Consider the following 18,312-nt stretch of genomic DNA (forward strand, 5'->3'; position numbering starts at 1 on the left):
TGTGCGCACAAACTGTGCTCTGTGGACCTGACATGACTGCTGATACAAACCTCGACCTGCTCGAACAAGACCCGGTATTCAATCTCAAGGGCGGCATGCTGACCGTCACCATTATTGAAGTAGTGCGCCTGGATACCGGACGTTTCGCCAAACAACTGGCCGACAAGAAAGAGCAGGCACCTAATTTTTTCAGCGATACCCCGGTGGTTATCAGCTTGGAAAAACTCGACGCTCACATGAACTTGAGCACCCTGGCCGGGCTGCTGCAAATCTGCAAGAACCACGGCCTGCTACCAGTAGCCCTGCGTGGCTCGGAGAATTTCCGCCCGCTCGCGCAACAGAGCGGGCTAGTGCTCATGCCGCCGGGGCGCGGCCGTGAGAAGCCCGCCGAGGTAGTTGCCGAAGCACCGCTGCAGGCACCAGAGCCGCAGCCCAGTGCCAACGTGCCGAACAAGATCATTACTCAGCCAATCCGCTCCGGGCAGCAGGTCTATGCTCCAGGGGGCGATCTAGTGGTGTTGGCCCCGGTCAGTGCCGGCTCGGAGTTGCTGGCGGATGGCAATATCCACGTCTATGGGCCATTACGCGGCCGCGCCCTTGCCGGGGTGCGTGGCAACACCGAAGCACGGGTTTTTTGCCAATCGCTGGAGGCCGAACTGGTGTCTATCGCCGGGCACTACAAAGTCGCTGAAGATCTGCGCAAAAGCCTGTGGAAGCAGGCCGTACATGTCAGCCTGGACGGCGACAGCTTGAAGATAGCCGCCCTATGACCGATACTGTGCAACCATTACGGGGTGCCCGCCAGCCGTAGCCTGAGCCAACTTCCAGGCAATTGCGAAACCTCTTTGCCGTACTGTTGTCATGACTGTTGTCATATAGGCATCAACAGTGCTTCCAACACCCATTCAATTACCGGACAGGAAGGTCATTTTGGCTAAAGTTATTGTCGTCACCTCAGGCAAGGGCGGCGTGGGCAAAACCACTACCAGCGCTGCCATCGGCACCGGACTCGCTCTGCGTGGATTCAAAACCGTTATCGTCGACTTTGATGTTGGCCTGCGTAATCTGGACCTGATCATGGGCTGTGAACGCCGCGTGGTCTATGACTTCGTGAATCTGATCAACGGCGATTCAAACCTGAACCAGACCTTGATCAAGGACAAGCGCTGCGACAAGCTGTTCATTTTGCCGGCCTCGCAAACCCGTGATAAAGACGCGCTGACCGAAGACGGCGTCGAGCGTGTACTCAATGAGCTGAAGGAAACTTTCGACTTTATCGTTTGCGACTCCCCAGCGGGCATTGAAAAAGGTGCCCATCTGGCCATGTATTTTGCTGATGAAGCCGTGGTCGTGACCAACCCCGAAGTGTCCTCGGTACGCGACTCCGACCGCATGCTCGGGCTTCTGGCGAGCAAGTCACGCCTGGCTGAAAAGGGCGAGAAGATCAAAGAACACCTGCTTTTGACCCGTTACAACCCCGAGCGGGTAGATAACGGCGAAATGCTTTCTGTCAGTGATGTCGAAGATATTCTGTCGATTCCGCTGCTTGGCGTCATCCCTGAATCCCAGGCGGTGCTCAAGGCCTCCAACCAGGGCGTGCCTGTGATCATGGATGAGGCCAGCGACGCAGGCCAAGCTTATGGCGACGCCGTCGACCGTCTGCTCGGTCAGGAAAAGCCCCATCGCTTCCTCGAGGCTCAGAAGAAAGGCCTGCTGCAGCGCCTGTTTGGAGGTCGCTAATGAGCCTTTTCGACTATTTCCGTGACCGCAAGAAAGCACCCTCTACCGCCTCTGTGGCCAAAGAGCGCCTGCAGATTATCGTCGCTCACGAGCGCGGACAACGCTCACAGCCAGATTACTTGCCACAGCTGCAGCAGGAGATCATCGACGTGATCAGCAAATACGTCAAGATCGACCGGGATCAGGTACACGTTGCCCTGGAAAACCAGGATGACTGCTCGATTCTGGAACTCAACATCACCCTGCCTGAACGCCCCTGAAGCGGGATTTCGAGCACTTGATCGGCGCCCCTGCACGGGGGCGCCCTGATGACCGCGCCCTGGTGATTCCATGCCCCTGACCAACATCCGCATCCTGCATGAGGATCCGGCTTTTCTGATTATCTGCAAACCCTCCATGCTGTTATCAGTACCTGGCCGTGCCGAGGACAATAAAGACTGCCTGATTACCCGCCTGCAAGAAAACGGTTACCCGGAAGCGCGCATCGTTCATCGCCTGGATTGGGAAACCTCGGGCTTGCTGGTACTGGGTCGCAATGCCGACAGCCACCGCGAGCTGTCACGCCAGTTTCATGACCGCGAGACGCAAAAAGCGTATATCGCGCTGTGTTGGGGGCAGCCAGAATCAGATTCTGGGCATATCGACCTGCCGCTTAGCTATGACCCGCCCAACAAACCGCGGCATATAGTCGATCACGAATTCGGCAAGCATGCACAAACGTTCTGGCGTGTGCTGGAGCGTCATATCGACTACTGCCGGGTCGAGCTGACCCCCATTACTGGGCGCTCACATCAACTGCGCGTGCATATGTTGGCTATCGGCCATCCTTTGCTGGGCGACCAGCTATACGCCCACAGTCAGGCTCTGGCTGCCTGCCCGAGACTTGCCCTGCATGCCGCGCAGCTGGGCATTAGTCACCCGGTCAGCGGTGAGCCCCTGCTGTTTGAGAGCCCCGCTCCCTTTTGAGCTGTGACGTACACGAGGACCCTTCATGACCCACACCGCGATCAATCAGTACCTGGCCGATTTCATCCAGGCCTCGCCGACTCCTTTTCATGCGACGCAGCAATTGGTCCAGCGGCTCACCGCCGCCGGCTATCAGCATCTGGACGAGCGCACTGACTGGGCGCTGCAAGAGAGCGGGCGTTATCTGGTGACCCGAAATGGCTCGTCCCTGATTGCCTTCAGTCTCGGCCGGCCCGAGCAGCGGCATAGCGGCTTGCGGATGGTGGGGGCGCATACCGACAGCCCCTGCCTGAAAGTTAAGCCGCAGCCTGAACTGGAACAGCAGGGTCTTTGGCAGTTAGGCGTAGAAGTCTATGGGGGTGCCTTGCTCGCCCCCTGGTTTGACCGCGACCTGTCGCTGGCTGGCCGCGTCACCTTTCGTTCCACTGGAGGGCAATTAAGCAGCCAACTGATTGACTTCAAGCGAGCCATCGCCACCATTCCCAGCCTCGCAATTCATCTCAATCGGGGTGTGAACGAGGGTATTGCCATCAACGCCCAGACCGACCTTCCGCCTGTGCTTGCCCATTGCTATGAAGCTGGTGTGCAATTGCGCGATCTACTCAAGCTGCAACTGCTTGAAGAACACCCAGACTGCCTTGTGGATCAGGTACTGGATTACGAGCTCAGCTTTTACGATACCCAGGCACCCGCTACCGTTGGTTTACAGGGCGATTTTTTCAGCTCGGCGCGGCTGGATAATCTGTTGTCCTGCCATGCCGGCCTGACCGCGCTACTGGAAAGCGATGGCAGCCAGCCCTGTCTGCTGGTCTTCACTGACCACGAGGAGATCGGCTCAAGCTCTGCCTGTGGCGCTGATGGGCCTTTCCTTGAAGACGTGCTGGCACGTCTGCTGCCGGACAACGCCGAGCGCATCCGCCTGTTGCAGCACTCCATATTAGTGTCTGCCGATAACGCCCACGCCGTGCATCCCAATTTTGCCGACCGGCATGACGGTAACCATGGGCCGAAGCTGAATGCCGGGCCAGTAATAAAAATCAACAGCAACCAGCGTTACGCCACCAACAGCGAAACGAGCGCCTTCTTCCGTCATCTGTGTGATCAGGCAAACGTGCCGGTACAAAGTTTCGTGGTACGCAGTGACATGGGTTGCGGGAGTACCATCGGGCCCATCACTGCCAGCCGGCTGGGGGTAAGAACGGTGGATATCGGCGTGCCAACCTTTGCCATGCACTCGATCAGAGAACTGGCTGGCAGCCAGGACACGGCTTATCTCATCAAGGTGCTGACTCACTACTTTAACAGCCCGCAGCTTATTTGACCCGATTTGATCGGAACACAGTAGCGGCCAGCCGTGAGCTGGCCGCTACTGTGTTACATCAATACATCAGTCTTTGACCAGAATGACTTTACCCACAATCTTGTCAGCAGCCAGTTCCGCAAACGCGGCTTCGGCCTGCTCAAAGCTGTAGGTTTTGGCCACCATGGGTTTCAGTTTGCCTGCGGCAAACAGCGGCCACAGGCGCTGCTCCATACGCGTCAGCAACCCAGCTTTGTAGTCAGCACTGCGCGTGCGCAAGGTTGAGCCGGTGAGCTGAATACGCTTGACCAGCATCTTGCCCAAATCCAGCTTGGCCTCCCGCCCGCCCATCAAACCAATCACGACCCAACGCCCATCCAGCGCCAGCAGATCCAGATGATGCTCGGCGTAAGTGCCGCCCACCGGGTCCAATACCACATTAAAGGGGCCTTCAGACTGTAACGTCATGATGCCGTTCTGCCGCAGAACACCGCCGGCAGCACCAAGTGCCTTGCAGGCTTGCAACTTGTCGTCACTGCTCAAGGTGACCCAGCAGGGGTTACCTAAGGCCTTGCAGATTTGAATGGCAGCAGTACCCACCCCACTCGCGCCAGCATGGATCAGCACTTTCTCGCCAGGCTGCGCCGCACCCAGCTCGACAATATTCAACCAGGCCGTGGTGAATACCTCGGGTATCGCCGCAGCCTCAGCCCAGCTCAGTTCGGCCGGCACCGGCAGCAAATGGCGAGCATCAACCACTACTTCATCGGCCATACCGCCACCGGCTAGCAAACCGCACACCCGGTCACCAGGTGCCCAGCGACTGGCACCCTTGACCTCGGTCACCGTACCGGCACATTCCAGGCCCAACACCGCCGTGACACCGGCGGGTGGTGGATACATACCAGCCTTCTGTAACAAATCGGCACGATTAAGTCCGGCCGCCTTTATAGCCACCCGTACCTGCCCTTCCTGCAGCTCTACTGCGGGCTGTTCACGCCATTCCAGGGAGCCCCCCTCGGCTTGCAATCCTCTCACGGTGCCTCCATAGTAAAATATGAGTTAATCAAAACGGGAACTCAACCTCCCTTATTGCGCCTAAACTGGCAAGCATGAATTCCATCTAATTCCGGATACTCAATTTTGATGAAACGCTTCAATAGCCTGCGTACCACCTGCCTCGTCGCGCTCTTCGCCGTCGGCACTACTGCCATGGCAGAAGAACAGCCGGCCAACCTTGATCTGGACAGCATTCAACCTACGCGTGATCAGATGGTAGCGAGCTTGAACACGGTGGAACTGCTACGCCGCCATCACTACAACCGTATTCGTCTGGATGATGCCTTGTCGAGCGACATTTTTGACGGTTATATGCGCCAATTGGATCCGCAACGCAGCCTGTTCACCGCAGAAGATATCAAAGCCTTTGAGCAGTATCGTTATCGCCTTGATGATCTGCTGCTGGCCGGGGATCTGAGTGTCGGCTTCGCCATACACAAACGCCAGATCGAACGGCTGAGCCAGCGTCTGGAGTTTGCCGGCAGCCTGCTGGACGAAGAACTGGAAAGCCTGGACTTCAGCTCCGACCAACAAATCCTTGCGGACCGGGAAAAAGCCGAGTGGGCCACGACCGATATTGATCTATTGCAGCTATGGCGCAATCAGATCAAGGATGAAGTACTGCGTCTGAAACTTGCCGGCCGCGATATGGATGCTATCAAAGAGCTATTGAGCAAGCGCTATAAAGGCCAACAAATACGCCTGAACCAGACGCGTAGCGAAGATGTGTTCCAAAACTACATCAACGCCTTCGCTCAGGCTTATGATCCACATACCCAATATATGTCGCCGGAAAACGCCGAAAACTTCGACATTAATATGAGCTTGTCTCTGGAAGGGATCGGCGCTGTACTGCAGAGTGACGATGAATTCACCAAGATCGTTCGGCTGGTGCCTGCTGGGCCTGCGGCCAAAAGTCAAAAACTTGCACCAGCAGATCGCATCATCGCCGTAGGCCAAGAAGAAAAGGACATGGTTGACGTGGTGGGTTGGCGCCTTGATGAAGTAGTCAAGCTAATCCGCGGACCCAAGGGTTCCAATGTCCGCCTGGAAGTGATCCCTGCCAGCAATCCGCCCACCGACCTGACCAGCCGTGAAGTGGTACTGGTACGTGAGGCAGTTAAGCTGGAGGATCAGGCGGCGGCTTCCTCTATCCTCAAATTTGGCAGCGGAGAGAACGAACAGCGCATCGGCGTTATCGAAGTACCGGGCTTCTATATCGACTTCAAGGCTCAGCGCCGCGGCGATCCTGACTATCGCAGCACCACACGCGATGTACGCCGGCTGCTGGAAGAGATGGAAGCCGAAAACGTCGATGGCTTGGTACTGGACCTGCGCAACAACGGCGGCGGCTCGCTACAGGAAGCCACCGAGCTGACCGGCCTGTTCATCAATCGCGGGCCAACCGTGCAGGTGCGCGATACCCAGGGCAAGATTCAGGTACTGGATGATACTGATGCCGGCATCTCCTACAACGGCCCGATGGCCGTCCTGGTCAACCGCTTGTCTGCCTCAGCCTCGGAAATTTTTGCCGGAGCCATGCAGGATTACGGCCGCGCACTGGTGGTCGGCGAGCCGACTTTCGGCAAGGGCACCGTTCAGTCCATCCAACCGCTGAATCACGGCGAACTGAAGCTGACCCTGGCCAAATTTTACCGAGTGTCGGGGCAAAGCACACAGAATCGTGGCGTAGTGCCGGACATCACCTATCCCTCGCTGCTCGACACTACCGAGATCGGCGAGAGCTACCTGCCCCGGGCGTTGCCGTGGGACACCATTCCACCGGCTGACTATGCTATCGACCGGCAACTGCCGCCCTTGCTCTCACAGCTGAGCGAGCGCCACCAACTGCGCGCAGCGAATGATCCGGACTTCACCTATACACTGGCCAGAGTAGAGCTGGACCGGGGTATAAAGGAGCGGGAATATCTACCCCTGAATGAAACCATGCGTCGCGAGCAGCAGGAAGCCTTTGACGCCACCCTGTTGCAGCTGGAAAACCAACGCCGCAGCGCACGCGGCGAAGAGCCGCTCGCGGAACTGGAAGAAACAGATCCGCTGCTGACGCTCAACCCGGCAGCCAATGAAGAAGAAGAAACCAAGGATGACCCATTCCTGACTGAAACCGGGCAAATCCTTATAGACCTTCTGGAACTTCAGCAACGAGTCGCCAAAGCCAGCTGAGCTTGAATGGAACCCGTTCGGTAAATACCGAACGGGTTAGCGGCGCCATACTCCCCGGATCACCCGCAACGCTCTACCCCCTACCCCCATCCACTTAAATGATCTGAGCAGCAGGCCTTGACCTGTAGACGGGCACGCATGAACTCCGCTAGACGAGGGGACACTCCTTTACCGCGAGATTGAAAGCGCTTGAAGCGGGTATTTCAGTTACCCACAACATCTGTGGATAAGTCTGTGGACAAGGTATGAGGAAGTAGCCAGAAGCCTTGGAAAACGCGGCGGCGGTTAAACTGAATGTTTTTTAACCAAATAAAATATCGTTTAAAATCAGCAAGTTAATAATGCACTAAAGCAAGCCAATTAAACTTAAAAAGATCGTTGAGTGTTACTAGATAATGTGCATAACAGTAACAACCCAAGGCGCGAACGCTCTGTTTCGAGCCTTGGGGGTGTTACTTGATGGAGCGTTACTGGTCGCCCTGAATACCGAGCAATTCCATCTCAAATACCAGTATGGAATTTGGCGGAATCACCGGGCTCGGGCTGCGCGCGCCGTAGGCCAGATCGCTGGGAATGGTGACTTTCCACTTGTCGCCAACGTTCATCAACTGCAAGGTCTCGACCCAGCCAGGGATCACGCCATTGACTGGCAGCTCCACTGGCTCGCCGCGGCCGACTGAACTGTCGAATACTGTGCCATCAAGCAGCTTGCCTTCGTAGTGCACCAGCACGACATCGTCTTCCTTCGGCTGCTCAGTGCCATCACCTTCGCTGATCACTTCGTATTGCAGCCCTGAAGCGGTCGTAGTGACGCCATCACGTTCAGCGTTCTCGGCCAGATAGTCTTCATTGACCTTGATCGCTTGCGCAGCCAGATCAGTGCTACGCTCTTCTGCGCGAGTTTGCAGCTCGGTGAATGCCGCCGTCAGTTCTTCCTCACCCAGGCGTGGCGTGCTACCGGCCAACGCATCTTTCATGCCCAGCGCCAACGCTTCCGGATCAATGTCATCCAGTCCGTCGTTAAGCAGGCTCTCACCCATATTCAAACCGATGCCATAGGAGGCCTGCTGAATGGAGCTCTCCAGCTCCGGCTCTTTCTCGCCGCAACCGGCCAGGGCGAGAATACTGAATGCAACGCTGGCTGCCAGTAAATTACGCTTCATGCTTACCTCAATCGAAGGGCCCGAATCGGGCGAAATAAAACCCCGAGCTTAGCAGGGGATCTGACAGCAGGCTACCAGCACCAGTGCAAACTCCCTCGCAAATACCTACGTCGAATACAAACGACATAGTCCCAGGTCGAAAAATCATTGCAGTTAATCGCAGCCCCCAGCTTACATCTCGGCCAATCAACGCCGCCGCACAGACCGTATCGGCGCTAAAAATTGACGGACAACGGTTAAATCAAGATTGACGGCCCACACACAAGTAACCGCCTGACAATAAATCAAGTTGAATTTATTGCCCACACACCGCTCAGATAGTAACAAGCAAGCCTGTTCGTCTTGCATGCTCAGTACTGCGGAGAACATGAGATGCTGTTACAACACACGCAAAATTTGCCTCACCAGAACCGAACCGCTCTGACGGGTATTTTCTCGAATACAAAAACCCTCTACGACCAGTTGCTCAGCGCACCTCATGATAAAAGTACGCGCGCGGCAGCGCGATTGTTCCTGCAGGAGCATCTGAGTATTGCAGAGGAGATGGAGTGCGAACTGCCCGCCAATACTCATGGCCTTGAACAGGCTCTGGAAGATTGGGTAACGGCCAAAACAATGGAAGTTGGGCAGCAATATGCGGCGTATCTTGAGCAACGAAAAACCGGTAGCCCACGACGCTTTTTTACCAGCAAAGCTCATGCTCTGCATTTCCTGCAGGCCGTCGCACCGTCCAAGCTGGTGGATGGGGCCTGGCTATACGGCACCCTTACGCACTGGCAGGATCCTCGCTTTCACCCACTGATCCGCACCTACCTTGAAGAGCTCGGTGATGGTTTGGCGCAGATGAACCATGTGTTGCTGTACCGTCAGTTGCTGGCCAAACACGGATGCGACAGCCCCCTGCCCCTTACGGACGACCATTACCTTCAGGGCACCCTTCAATTGGCTCTGGCCTATCATGGCGAAGAGTTTTTGCCCGAGGCTATCGGTTACAACCTGGGGTACGAGCAACTTCCTTTGCACTTGTTGATCAGCGCATTCGAGCTACATGAATTGGGTATTGACCCTTACTATTTCACCCTGCATGTAACCATCGATAATGCCCATAGCGGGCACGCCCGCCAGGCCGTCCAGGCAGTAACGCAGCAACTCCCAAGCTCAGGTTCGGATGCGGATTTTTATCGCCGGGTCCGCAGCGGTTTTCAACTCAATGAACTCGGCCTGGGCACGCGAGCCATTATTCGCAGCTTCGACCTGCATAAAGAACTTGTCCGGATGCTGGATCGCAAACGGATATTTGGTCGGCAGGTGCATTCCGACTATTGCAAGCTGGAAGGTCGAACGGTCAACCAGTGGCTCTCCGGGCCGGGGCAAATGCCCGCGTTTCTTGACGCACTTGAGGCGCGTGGCTGGATCAAGCGCGGCGCGGATCCTGACCAGAGCCGGTTTTGGCACCTTATCGCAGGCCCAGACGCATTGATGTTTGGCGTCTTTACCGAGTATGAGCAGCGCTTGATCTATGAATGGATAGCCGAGGATTGGCAAACCCAGCAACAAACCAATGACGCGGGTCAGCAACCTAGCTTTAAACCCGCGCCAGGCAGCCGACGTAAGGTCAGTAGCGACACCCCATGCTGTGCCGCCGATCGCAGCAAATTGGCTATCGAGCCAACTCCTGAGCCCTTGGCAGCCTTGCGCCGAGAACTGGAACAGCTGCCCCACTGCCAGCGTATGGCCAGGCTTATCAGCATGCTGAATCCCTCCCAACACGGAACACCCGAAGGGCTATTAGCCACTCGCATGTTCTCCTCGCAAATGTACCAATCACCGGCATAGGCTTTCCGATGCATGCAGCAGTCACCTCTTGCAAGACACCCAGCGAAGAGCCTTCTGAGCGACGCGCTAAGGCATTGGTAGCGTTAGCCGGCAAACTGCAGACTTACGGATACGGCTTCACCACGGTGACACCCCTCACCCACGCCTACAACAACGAGCGCCAGGGCAACCGATGGGCCGAGGATTTGCGTGATGTGTTTGGCTGGAGCAGACCATTTTTACGTGAGCTGGTGGCACCAGACGATTTTGATCTGATGTTACAGGCGGGTATTTTGCGCCCCTGGGCAGAAGGCTGGCGCAGCAGCATTCGCTGGTCGAGCCTCGGCGATCTGTTGTTGAGCCATTCCGCGTACCCAACCAGCAGTGCCGAGTCGGTGTTCTTCGGCCCCGACACCTATCGGTTCGTTAACGCCGTGCAAGATTGGCTAAACAACCATCAGCCCGCTTTGGTCCGGGCTGCCGATGTTGGCTGCGGTTCAGGTGCCGGAGCGATAGCGCTCGCCCGGTCTCAGCCGCGCTGCGAGGTCGTCGCGGTTGACATCAATCCGCAGGCACTGCACATGACCCGCATTAATGCCCAGGTAGCGGCGGTGGGCAATGTCATACCCAAACTCGGCAGCCTGTTGGATGACGTGGAAGGTAGGCTCGATCTGATCATCGCCAACCCTCCTTATATGATGGATGCTCAGGAGCGGGCCTACCGTCACGGTGGCGGCGAACTCGGCGCCGGACTCTCCATCCAGATTGTCGAACAAGCACTTGGCAAGCTGGCCAAAGGCGGCACCTTGCTGCTCTATACCGGCGTTGCCATGGTTCGCGGGACAGATCCGTTCCGCGCCCAACTGCAGCAGCTGTTACATAGCAGCGACTGCCATTGGCAGTACCAGGAGCTGGACCCCGATGTATTTTCCGAGGAACTGCGGCGCCCTGAATACGCTTCAGTGGAACGCATCGCAGCGATACTCCTCACCCTGACCCTCAATTAAATAATCTGTGATAAGTGTCTATGACGCTGTTCCGCCGGATAACCGTTCATCGGAGCAGTTGAATCTAATCAGTTTAGAGCCGTCATTTACTTCATGTTACAACGGAGTTTTTACCCATGCATGATCGTGACGCAAGTGAAACCAAACGCCTATTAGCCGGCTACAAAGTGTCTACCGAAACCACGCCAAATGGGGATCTGATGGTGGTCTTGGAATGCCCGGATAACAAACTCTATAAGCGCGTAGCGCCAAAGCATTTGAATGATGTTGCGGATTTCGTGCATCGCTTTAAGTTGGACATGCTGATTGATCAGGGACGCCTGCCGCGCAATGACATTCTTAGGGCAGTGGATAAAAAAACGCTGCCCACTTACATGCCCGGTGCGCAAGAAACGTCGCGCTACGCGCGCATGTGGCAGGATCGAAAGCTTGATAGCAAACCCTGAGCGAAAACGCTCCGTTTCGCACCCTGCTCTCCATATTCAACTCAGGCACTGAGCTCGAGGCAATGCAGGGGGAGCCAATTCCGTCTTTTCTCTCCAGGCAGACCGCTCGCTAGCCCGGCCAACATGGACTGGCCGGGCTCCTGTCTTACAGTGCTAACAGCATCAGCGCCGAAAAAAACCAAAAAAAAAGCGACCAAGAAGGTCGCTTTTTTGCAACCGCCTAAGCGACTGCTTGCAAATTTGGCGCAGTGGACGGGACTCGAACCCGCGACCCCCGGCGTGACAGGCCGTGCCAGCCAGAAAGTGTTAATCGACCTTATTTGACGACCATTGATTTTAAAGGATTTTATCCTAAACTATCAGCTTTTCAGGCTGATGCAGATTGAGATCAGTTGAAGACAATCATCCGGTCACGGTCACGGAAACTCATGTTTTTAGTGACTAGTTTTTAGCCTCTTTTCAACACATTTTCGTATCCATGCAGGCGCTGGCGACGATAGCTGTAAGAACAGTCTGCCCAACAAGGCGCTATCAGACCTAGTTGCGGCCGCGCAGTATGCCTCAGCCCAATCCGATGGACAAGAAAGCCTTTCATTACTGCAACTCCCCCCTTCGCTGTAAGTGGGTATAGACACAAAGCACTGATTAACCGTACAGTATAAAAATCATTGTCGGCTCACTCCCATCCTTTCCATCGAGATTTCAATGGCAAGGGTGTCAGTTGGAACGAGCCTTTGAGTACGTCGGCATGCCCCGGTTGAAACAAAGCACCCAGACTACAGAGATTACGCTTCACCCCGCTGCACTGGCTGCCCATACCTGGAGCAGAGAGTTACACCGCTGGTTCAACAGATCAGCACTTCCGGAAACCATGCGAAAAGCGTTGGCGCAACAACCGCTGCAATGCATCGCTACTCCCAGCACACTTGAGCTTTATGCTCCTCTCTGGACAAGCGTGCTATGGCAGACCGACCAGCCGCCCATTGGCACACTCTTGGTTTGCCTGACTCCAGATGAAATATCGGAAATAGAGATTGAGCGTGCTGCCTGGGTTTCGGTGCTTGGCGAGGTGTTCAACAGCCTCCACCCTCATGCAATATCAGACCTGCGGGATACACTGAAAGAGTCCATGTCGCATGGCCTGCACCGGGAACTGTTCAATACCAAAACGCTAAATGACAAGCTCATGTGCAAATGGACAGGTATCTCACGGGCAGCTCTCGGCGAACAACGGCGGCGGAAACGTACTCAACCGAGCCCGCCAGCAACTACGCAGGAAATAATCGATTTATTGAACCAGCCATGGGGTGACGATGAATAGCCCGGACGGCCAAATAGCCTTTCTCGACGCCCTTATTCCAGTAGAACTTCCGGATACAGTACGGCAGACCTCTCTGGGTTATCTGCATCAACTCTGCCTACCACTACTTCAAAAGCACCAACGCGCTGGTGATATGCTGAACCTGCCCGCTGAATACCTCAGCTACTCCTCTCAGCACTTTCCCGCAGCCAGTACTGACAGGGCAGCCGCTCATAAAACCCTGGTCAGCTCAAAACTCTTGACGCTATCACCGTTCGCATCCGCATTGAACACCCCTTGGGACTACCTCCCCAACGCCGAGAAGTATGAACAGTGGTTGGGGCTAGTGATCCTGTGCTGCTGTAGTCTGCACATCAAAGGAGATCATAACAGTGCGATTGAATCGGCACTTCGGGAAATCCGCTTGATCGCAACAAGCGCCAAACATAAACCGTTGCTGGAGCTGCTACCGTCTCCACAAGATTTCGACTACCTCCTGCAATTGGACGAGCATCTGCATGAGCTACGGAAGAACTATCTCAACTTGCCTTCTGTACAACAGCTGGGGCTTGGCTATCTGGCTGTCGTAATCCGTAGTGTTGCGCGAAACCGGAAAGGAGTCATTCGCCAGCGCGGCGAATCTTCCAGCCCAACCTCAGCCCCCCCAGCTCCACAGACTGCAGCCAACTTTTTCGTTCCGTTGGTCGATACCGGCGTGGATGACCCGGAGTTTCGTATTGAAAAGCTGACCAGCTTCAGTAAAGCCAGTGAAAACGAGGATGAGCCGACAACAATCGTCACAAGCGTTCCCTATCGCTTTCACGATCGTAGCCTGCATAAAAAGGAAATCGCTCTTCAGGCTATTCACAGCATACGACTTGCTGAGCAAATGCGTGTGCGGCAACAATCGCTGCCCTGCTCTTTCGAACAGGCCTCCGAGTGGGACATCGAGCATCTGGTTACCCACGCATTGTCGGCTTTAACCAGAAATGACCATACCGCTGGCTGGGTGTTGCTATCGCTGCTAAGTGGACGGGATCCCGGCTGGCACCTTGCCAATGCACATAAAGTACAGATCACGATCATTAATCAGGTCCCTTGCCGTACCCTCACACATCAGGTGCCTGCAGGCCATCAGCCCAATCATCTAGACGCTCTGTTACCCGCTGTTCTGAATACACTGCATCTTCCTCTACCCCAGCAAATGACTGCCTGGGTTGAGTCGGCACCACTCCAAGCGCCGCTACCGACGGCGCAGGTACTACGCACCTGGCTGAAAGCTATCAACCAGACACACAGTACCCGGCTGACCATTGGCAGAATTAACCGCTATATGGAGCATTGGCTCCTGAATCAGGGTACAGATCGTGCCGTTATTGCACTAATACGTGGTGACGCTCATCAGGGACGCCCCAGCCTTTCCTATAGCCACCAGGAACGTATTGATGTACTCGCACACCATTATCGTTTCATCAATGCCGTGTTCGACCTCTCGGGACAGCAAGCTTCGCTACCGCCCATAAAGGCCAAATCAGGTGCCCTCGGAAGCCGCCTGCACTTGCCCGGTCGGGTACTGCACAACCTGTTCAGCGTACTTGCTCAAGCGTTTAATTTGGAAAAAGATTTCGTTAATTTCCACAACAAATACGTAGTTTACGTGTGGGCACTTCTTTCGTTCGTGACAGGCCATAGAGACGTAAACGCCCCCATGGGCCTGCTGTCAGACCTGAATCCGCACCAGCAGACCTGGTGGATAAGCGACAAAGAACGAAGGCATGGCTTGGCTGCGCGTACGCTAGTCGTGCCTGCTACCGCTATTGAGCAAGTCAACTTATATAAAGAGCACCTCAGCGACATCGCCAGCTACGCTCGCCTGAGTATTGCAACTGTATGCGCACGCTGCGACCGCACACTCAGCGGCGATGAGAATTTATTATTTTTTTTGGAAGAAAATGATGGAGCGGCTTTGCCTGTCGAAATTACCCCTTCCCGCCTGGCGCTCATCCTGGGGGAGCAATTGCCCTGGGCACGTAACTGGGGCAGGCACCACATGCGCAGTGAGTTGCTAAGACACCAAGTCAGCCCGGAAGTGATTGATGGCTGGATGGGCCACGAAGAGCTGGGCGAAGAAGCAATGGGACCATTTAGCCAACTGGGCATGAGCCAGCTCCGGCGTGTAGCTGACGTAATTCAAGCAGTCCTCACTCATCACGAAATCAAGGCGCTCCCCGGATGGAAAACCCGCTGACTGCTGATGCCCAGCGAACCTATAGGAATGTTCGTCTTGGACGCGATAGTCGCACCGCAGCGAGGCGCCGTGAGGACGAAAGAACCATCCAAGCTGCGCTTACTATTCTTCAGGAAACTATCCCTGGACTATTCAGAGCACAGCCTGACGCCAGCCAGTTCAAAAAACTCTGGTCAAAAGCCGATAAGGCCATTGAGCAGCACTTGGGCAACCCCACAGCGTACCGCCGGGTTTACAGCTGGATCAGAAAGCAATTGGAAGCTGGAAATCAGGCAGGAATCTGGGCCATCGATATCCCGCCACCCATCGTCACTCTCCACCAACGCAGGTCCACACGAAATCTGCGGCGACATCAACACGCCAGGCTTGTTGCTCTGGCGGAGGACAGCTGGAAAACGAGGTTAACAACAGCAGACTCTGTTAGCCCGTCAAGGCAGTTGGCAAGGCTGCTCCTATCTTCGATCATGTATGGCGGATTAAACCGAGCACAGCTGTGGCCAGCTCTGGCTGATGCACTTAACCAACCCAAACCACTATGCGGTAACAGTTCACTCTGCTGGATTCCCTTGCACATACCCCCAGGGCAAGGCTGGGCCAGCAATCGAAAGCAACCGGATGATAGTGCAGACTCGGAAAAACCAATCTGCGAGGTTCACTACTTTCCCGACCCGATTACTCTGGGTCTGTTACGCCAGTACCTGAGCAGCAAAGATGGAAAAAAACCGCAGGCTCCGGGCAATCTATCGGCCTGCCTTGAACTTATCAATAAAGAGCTGAAAGCATCCTTCACCCAACGCCAGCTTGAATGGGGTGGCGTGACGGTAGCTGAAAGCCAACCAGGCGTTGAGTTACCGCAAGTTTTGGTTGAATACGCGACGGGGAGACAGCCGAGTAGCAGCCTACCCTCGTGTTATTGGAATCGTTTGCTACAACCCAGCATCGGCCCGTGCGATGAGTATCTATTTGCAGACTTTGCGGTTTTCAGCGGCCCCGTATCCCAGCCGAGCAGGACACCTTCCAGGAAGCAACGCCGCCCCCATATATTGTCCAAACTGACTCGCATATTCAGAGTTGATCCCGCCAGGCCCAGGACCAAGCGCCAATTGATCACCGAGCTCGCTGCGCTGGCAGACGAGTGCGAGAAAGTCTCTGAGCAGGTGCTGCTTGGCTGGCTAATTCATCATCTCAATGAGCGTGGTAATGCTGAGTCCACCGCGCGGCGATACATGAATACGGTTGCTGCGGAATGGCTGATCGCCACAGAATCACATGATCTGTTGAGTTTTGACCAAGAAGACTTCCAGTCTCTGTACTCGCATATACTGGACACGCAACGCAGTCAGAAAGAGCGCACGTACCGCGCAGGGCGGCTGGAGGATCTGCACCAGTTTGGTGTTCAGACAATTGACTTTCCGCCACTCCATGAGCCATTGCAAGAAGGCTCCGGCACCGTTCCTCATGTCAGCGCCGCTATCGTGGATGAACCTCTTTTTTCTGGGCTGCTATTACAATGCGACCAGTTCAAAGATATCACTCCGCTTCACCGCACCATGCTCAAATGTTTTCTGATCATGGCTTTCAGGACAGCCCTGCGTCCTGGCGAAATAGCCAAGCTGCGCTTACGGGATATCGAGCCTTCCGCAATAGCCTGGCTGTTTGTTCGCGACAACAAGCACGGCAGTAACAAAACGGCAGCAGCGTTACGCAAGGTCCCCCTTTTCCCACTGCTGACAGAACCAGAAAGTCAATTGATGCGCGACTTTATCGGAAGCAGGCGCCTTAATGGCCAAAGCAGTGCAGAACTGCTGTTTCACCAACCGGACAACCCAAGAGAACCTCTGGATACGAGAACACTGTCCATCGTAGTGAAAAAAATTCTTGCGGATTTGAGCGGTGGCCTCTACTACCGGCTTTACCATCTGCGCCACAGCGCCCTGACACGCCTTCAGCTATTGATACACCATGATCAGGTTTCACTCCCAGCTGAAGTCGACACACTTCTGCCCTACCCTCCCATGCATCGGCAAGATCTGCTGGAAAAGATCTGTGGCCAGGGTCGCCTGAGGGATCGATACCAGGCAATCGCCGTTCTGGCCGGTCATAGCAGCCCCGGTATTACCCTCAGCACCTACATGCACTTCAGCGACCTGCTGCTCGCTCTACACTTGAATGAAAATAGACGCAGCCTATCCAGCATAGAAGCTTTCGCACTGCTAGGCCTACGACGCCACCGCATCAGCCACATGCGTAGAAACAACTTGTTAATCACACCAGCAGAGTTAACAGAATATCTGCACAAGCGGCTCACTCGATTTATTCAAGCCTCACTACCCACCCAAGAAAATGGCAAATTCCGCCCTATTCAAACAGCCAAGATGCGTATGGACCAGACAGCTTATATCAAAGCCTTGGGTGTGCTGGGCAAGATCCAAGCTGGGCAGGACCCTGCTGAAGCGGCCGTGTATTACCAGCTGTCCCCAGGGCAAATCGAGCATTGGCACCAAACAGCATTAGCTTTACGAGAACTGGCGACCGATAAGAACGCATCGCGTTTATTCCCTAAAAGTCGCCGTCATCAACTGCTGCCACCAGAACCTGTCGACGTATCAGAAAAACGTGACCTGGCCGCCGCGCACCATCATTGCCGAAAACTCTTTGCAAAAAGCCATAGCCGCCCTGAGCTGCTTTGGTTGATCGAGTACACCTTGACCCACATCAACAGCGCCCACTCCGGCATCTGCTTCTATGGTGCCCAGGATTTTAGACGGTACATGAAGACAGTGACCCAGATATTTGAGTGGCCGCGCTGGCGTTTTCATATTGGTGTTACGACCACCGAGGCCTTATCGCAGTGGCACTGCGGTGCCCTGCAGATGGAGCACAGCCTGATGAAGCAGGAGGCAAGATTCGCCCATGGAAAAGGGATACTGAAGCTCCGCCACCCGGAGGAAAAAGGACGGACGGAAGAGGGCAAGAAAGGATACTCATCCCACACGCTTATCACCTTGTTCCATCGACTGGCTATCGTCCTATTTGCACCTGATGAGATTCGTGCTTGGCAAGGCTGAAGCGCAATCCGGCAAT

General features: G+C 55.1%; 14 protein-coding genes. 12 read left to right on the top strand and 2 right to left on the bottom strand.

Annotated features, from left to right (window positions below; translation table 11 throughout):
* Nucleotides 1-32 precede the first annotated feature (32 nt).
* The 5 genes from minC to K787_RS0113260 all read left to right on the top strand — a co-directional run bounded on the left by minC (nt 33) and on the right by K787_RS0113260 (nt 4,027).
* A complete protein-coding gene (gene minC, locus K787_RS0113240; protein WP_022963283.1) occupies nt 33-770 on the top strand; it encodes a septum site-determining protein MinC in 738 nt (245 codons plus the stop codon).
* A 160-nt stretch (nt 771-930) separates the two neighbouring features.
* Nucleotides 931-1,740 carry a septum site-determining protein MinD gene (minD, locus tag K787_RS0113245; protein ID WP_022963284.1) on the top strand — a complete coding sequence of 270 codons (810 nt, stop codon included), beginning with the start codon at nt 931-933 and terminating at the stop codon, nt 1,738-1,740.
* Nucleotides 1,740-2,000 carry a cell division topological specificity factor MinE gene (gene minE / locus K787_RS0113250; protein WP_022963285.1) on the top strand — a complete coding sequence of 87 codons (261 nt, stop codon included), beginning with the start codon at nt 1,740-1,742 and terminating at the stop codon, nt 1,998-2,000. The genes minD and minE overlap by 1 nt, the downstream gene beginning before the upstream one ends.
* A gap of 70 nt (nt 2,001-2,070) precedes the next feature.
* Nucleotides 2,071-2,706, top strand: coding sequence for an RluA family pseudouridine synthase (locus K787_RS0113255; protein ID WP_022963286.1), 636 nt, complete (start codon nt 2,071-2,073; stop codon nt 2,704-2,706).
* A gap of 25 nt (nt 2,707-2,731) precedes the next feature.
* Nucleotides 2,732-4,027, top strand: a complete 1,296-nt coding sequence (locus K787_RS0113260; protein ID WP_022963287.1) for a M18 family aminopeptidase — start codon at nt 2,732-2,734, stop codon at nt 4,025-4,027.
* A gap of 66 nt (nt 4,028-4,093) precedes the next feature.
* Here the strand turns inward: K787_RS0113260 and K787_RS0113265 are convergent, their stop codons facing one another.
* On the bottom strand, nt 4,094-5,044 hold the full coding sequence (locus K787_RS0113265) for an NAD(P)H-quinone oxidoreductase (protein WP_022963288.1): 951 nt from the start codon (nt 5,042-5,044) through the stop codon (nt 4,094-4,096).
* 108 nt (nt 5,045-5,152) lie between these two features.
* Between K787_RS0113265 and K787_RS0113270 the strand changes: the two genes are divergently transcribed.
* Nucleotides 5,153-7,249 carry a carboxy terminal-processing peptidase gene (locus K787_RS0113270; RefSeq protein WP_022963289.1) on the top strand — a complete coding sequence of 699 codons (2,097 nt, stop codon included), beginning with the start codon at nt 5,153-5,155 and terminating at the stop codon, nt 7,247-7,249.
* A gap of 467 nt (nt 7,250-7,716) precedes the next feature.
* Here the strand turns inward: K787_RS0113270 and bamJ are convergent, their stop codons facing one another.
* Entirely contained in the window at nt 7,717-8,412 is a 696-nt protein-coding gene (gene bamJ / locus K787_RS0113275; protein WP_022963290.1) for a BamJ family beta-barrel-assembly machinery protein, read from the bottom strand.
* Nucleotides 8,413-8,784: 372 nt separating this feature from the next.
* On the opposite strand from bamJ, the gene K787_RS0113280 reads away from it, so the two are divergent.
* The 6 genes from K787_RS0113280 (at nt 8,785) to K787_RS24790 (ending at nt 18,296) form a co-directional block, all read left to right on the top strand.
* Entirely contained in the window at nt 8,785-10,248 is a 1,464-nt protein-coding gene (locus K787_RS0113280; RefSeq protein WP_022963291.1) for an iron-containing redox enzyme family protein, read from the top strand.
* Nucleotides 10,249-10,256: 8 nt separating this feature from the next.
* Entirely contained in the window at nt 10,257-11,234 is a 978-nt protein-coding gene (locus K787_RS0113285) for a methyltransferase (protein WP_022963292.1), read from the top strand.
* 116 nt (nt 11,235-11,350) lie between these two features.
* Nucleotides 11,351-11,680 carry a hypothetical protein gene (locus tag K787_RS0113290; RefSeq protein WP_022963293.1) on the top strand — a complete coding sequence of 110 codons (330 nt, stop codon included), beginning with the start codon at nt 11,351-11,353 and terminating at the stop codon, nt 11,678-11,680.
* An 871-nt stretch (nt 11,681-12,551) separates the two neighbouring features.
* Complete coding sequence (locus K787_RS23110; protein ID WP_022963294.1) at nt 12,552-13,001, top strand: hypothetical protein; 450 nt, start codon at nt 12,552-12,554, stop codon at nt 12,999-13,001.
* Nucleotides 12,994-15,228 carry a hypothetical protein gene (locus K787_RS0113300; RefSeq protein WP_022963295.1) on the top strand — a complete coding sequence of 745 codons (2,235 nt, stop codon included), beginning with the start codon at nt 12,994-12,996 and terminating at the stop codon, nt 15,226-15,228. The genes K787_RS23110 and K787_RS0113300 overlap by 8 nt, the downstream gene beginning before the upstream one ends.
* On the top strand, nt 15,213-18,296 hold the full coding sequence (locus K787_RS24790; protein ID WP_022963296.1) for a tyrosine-type recombinase/integrase: 3,084 nt from the start codon (nt 15,213-15,215) through the stop codon (nt 18,294-18,296). Before K787_RS0113300 ends, K787_RS24790 begins: the two co-directional genes overlap by 16 nt.
* Nucleotides 18,297-18,312: the final 16 nt, after the last annotated feature.

The sequence above is a fragment of the Halopseudomonas pelagia CL-AP6 genome (assembly GCF_000410875.1).
Classification (GTDB): Bacteria; Pseudomonadota; Gammaproteobacteria; order Pseudomonadales; family Pseudomonadaceae; genus Halopseudomonas; species Halopseudomonas pelagia.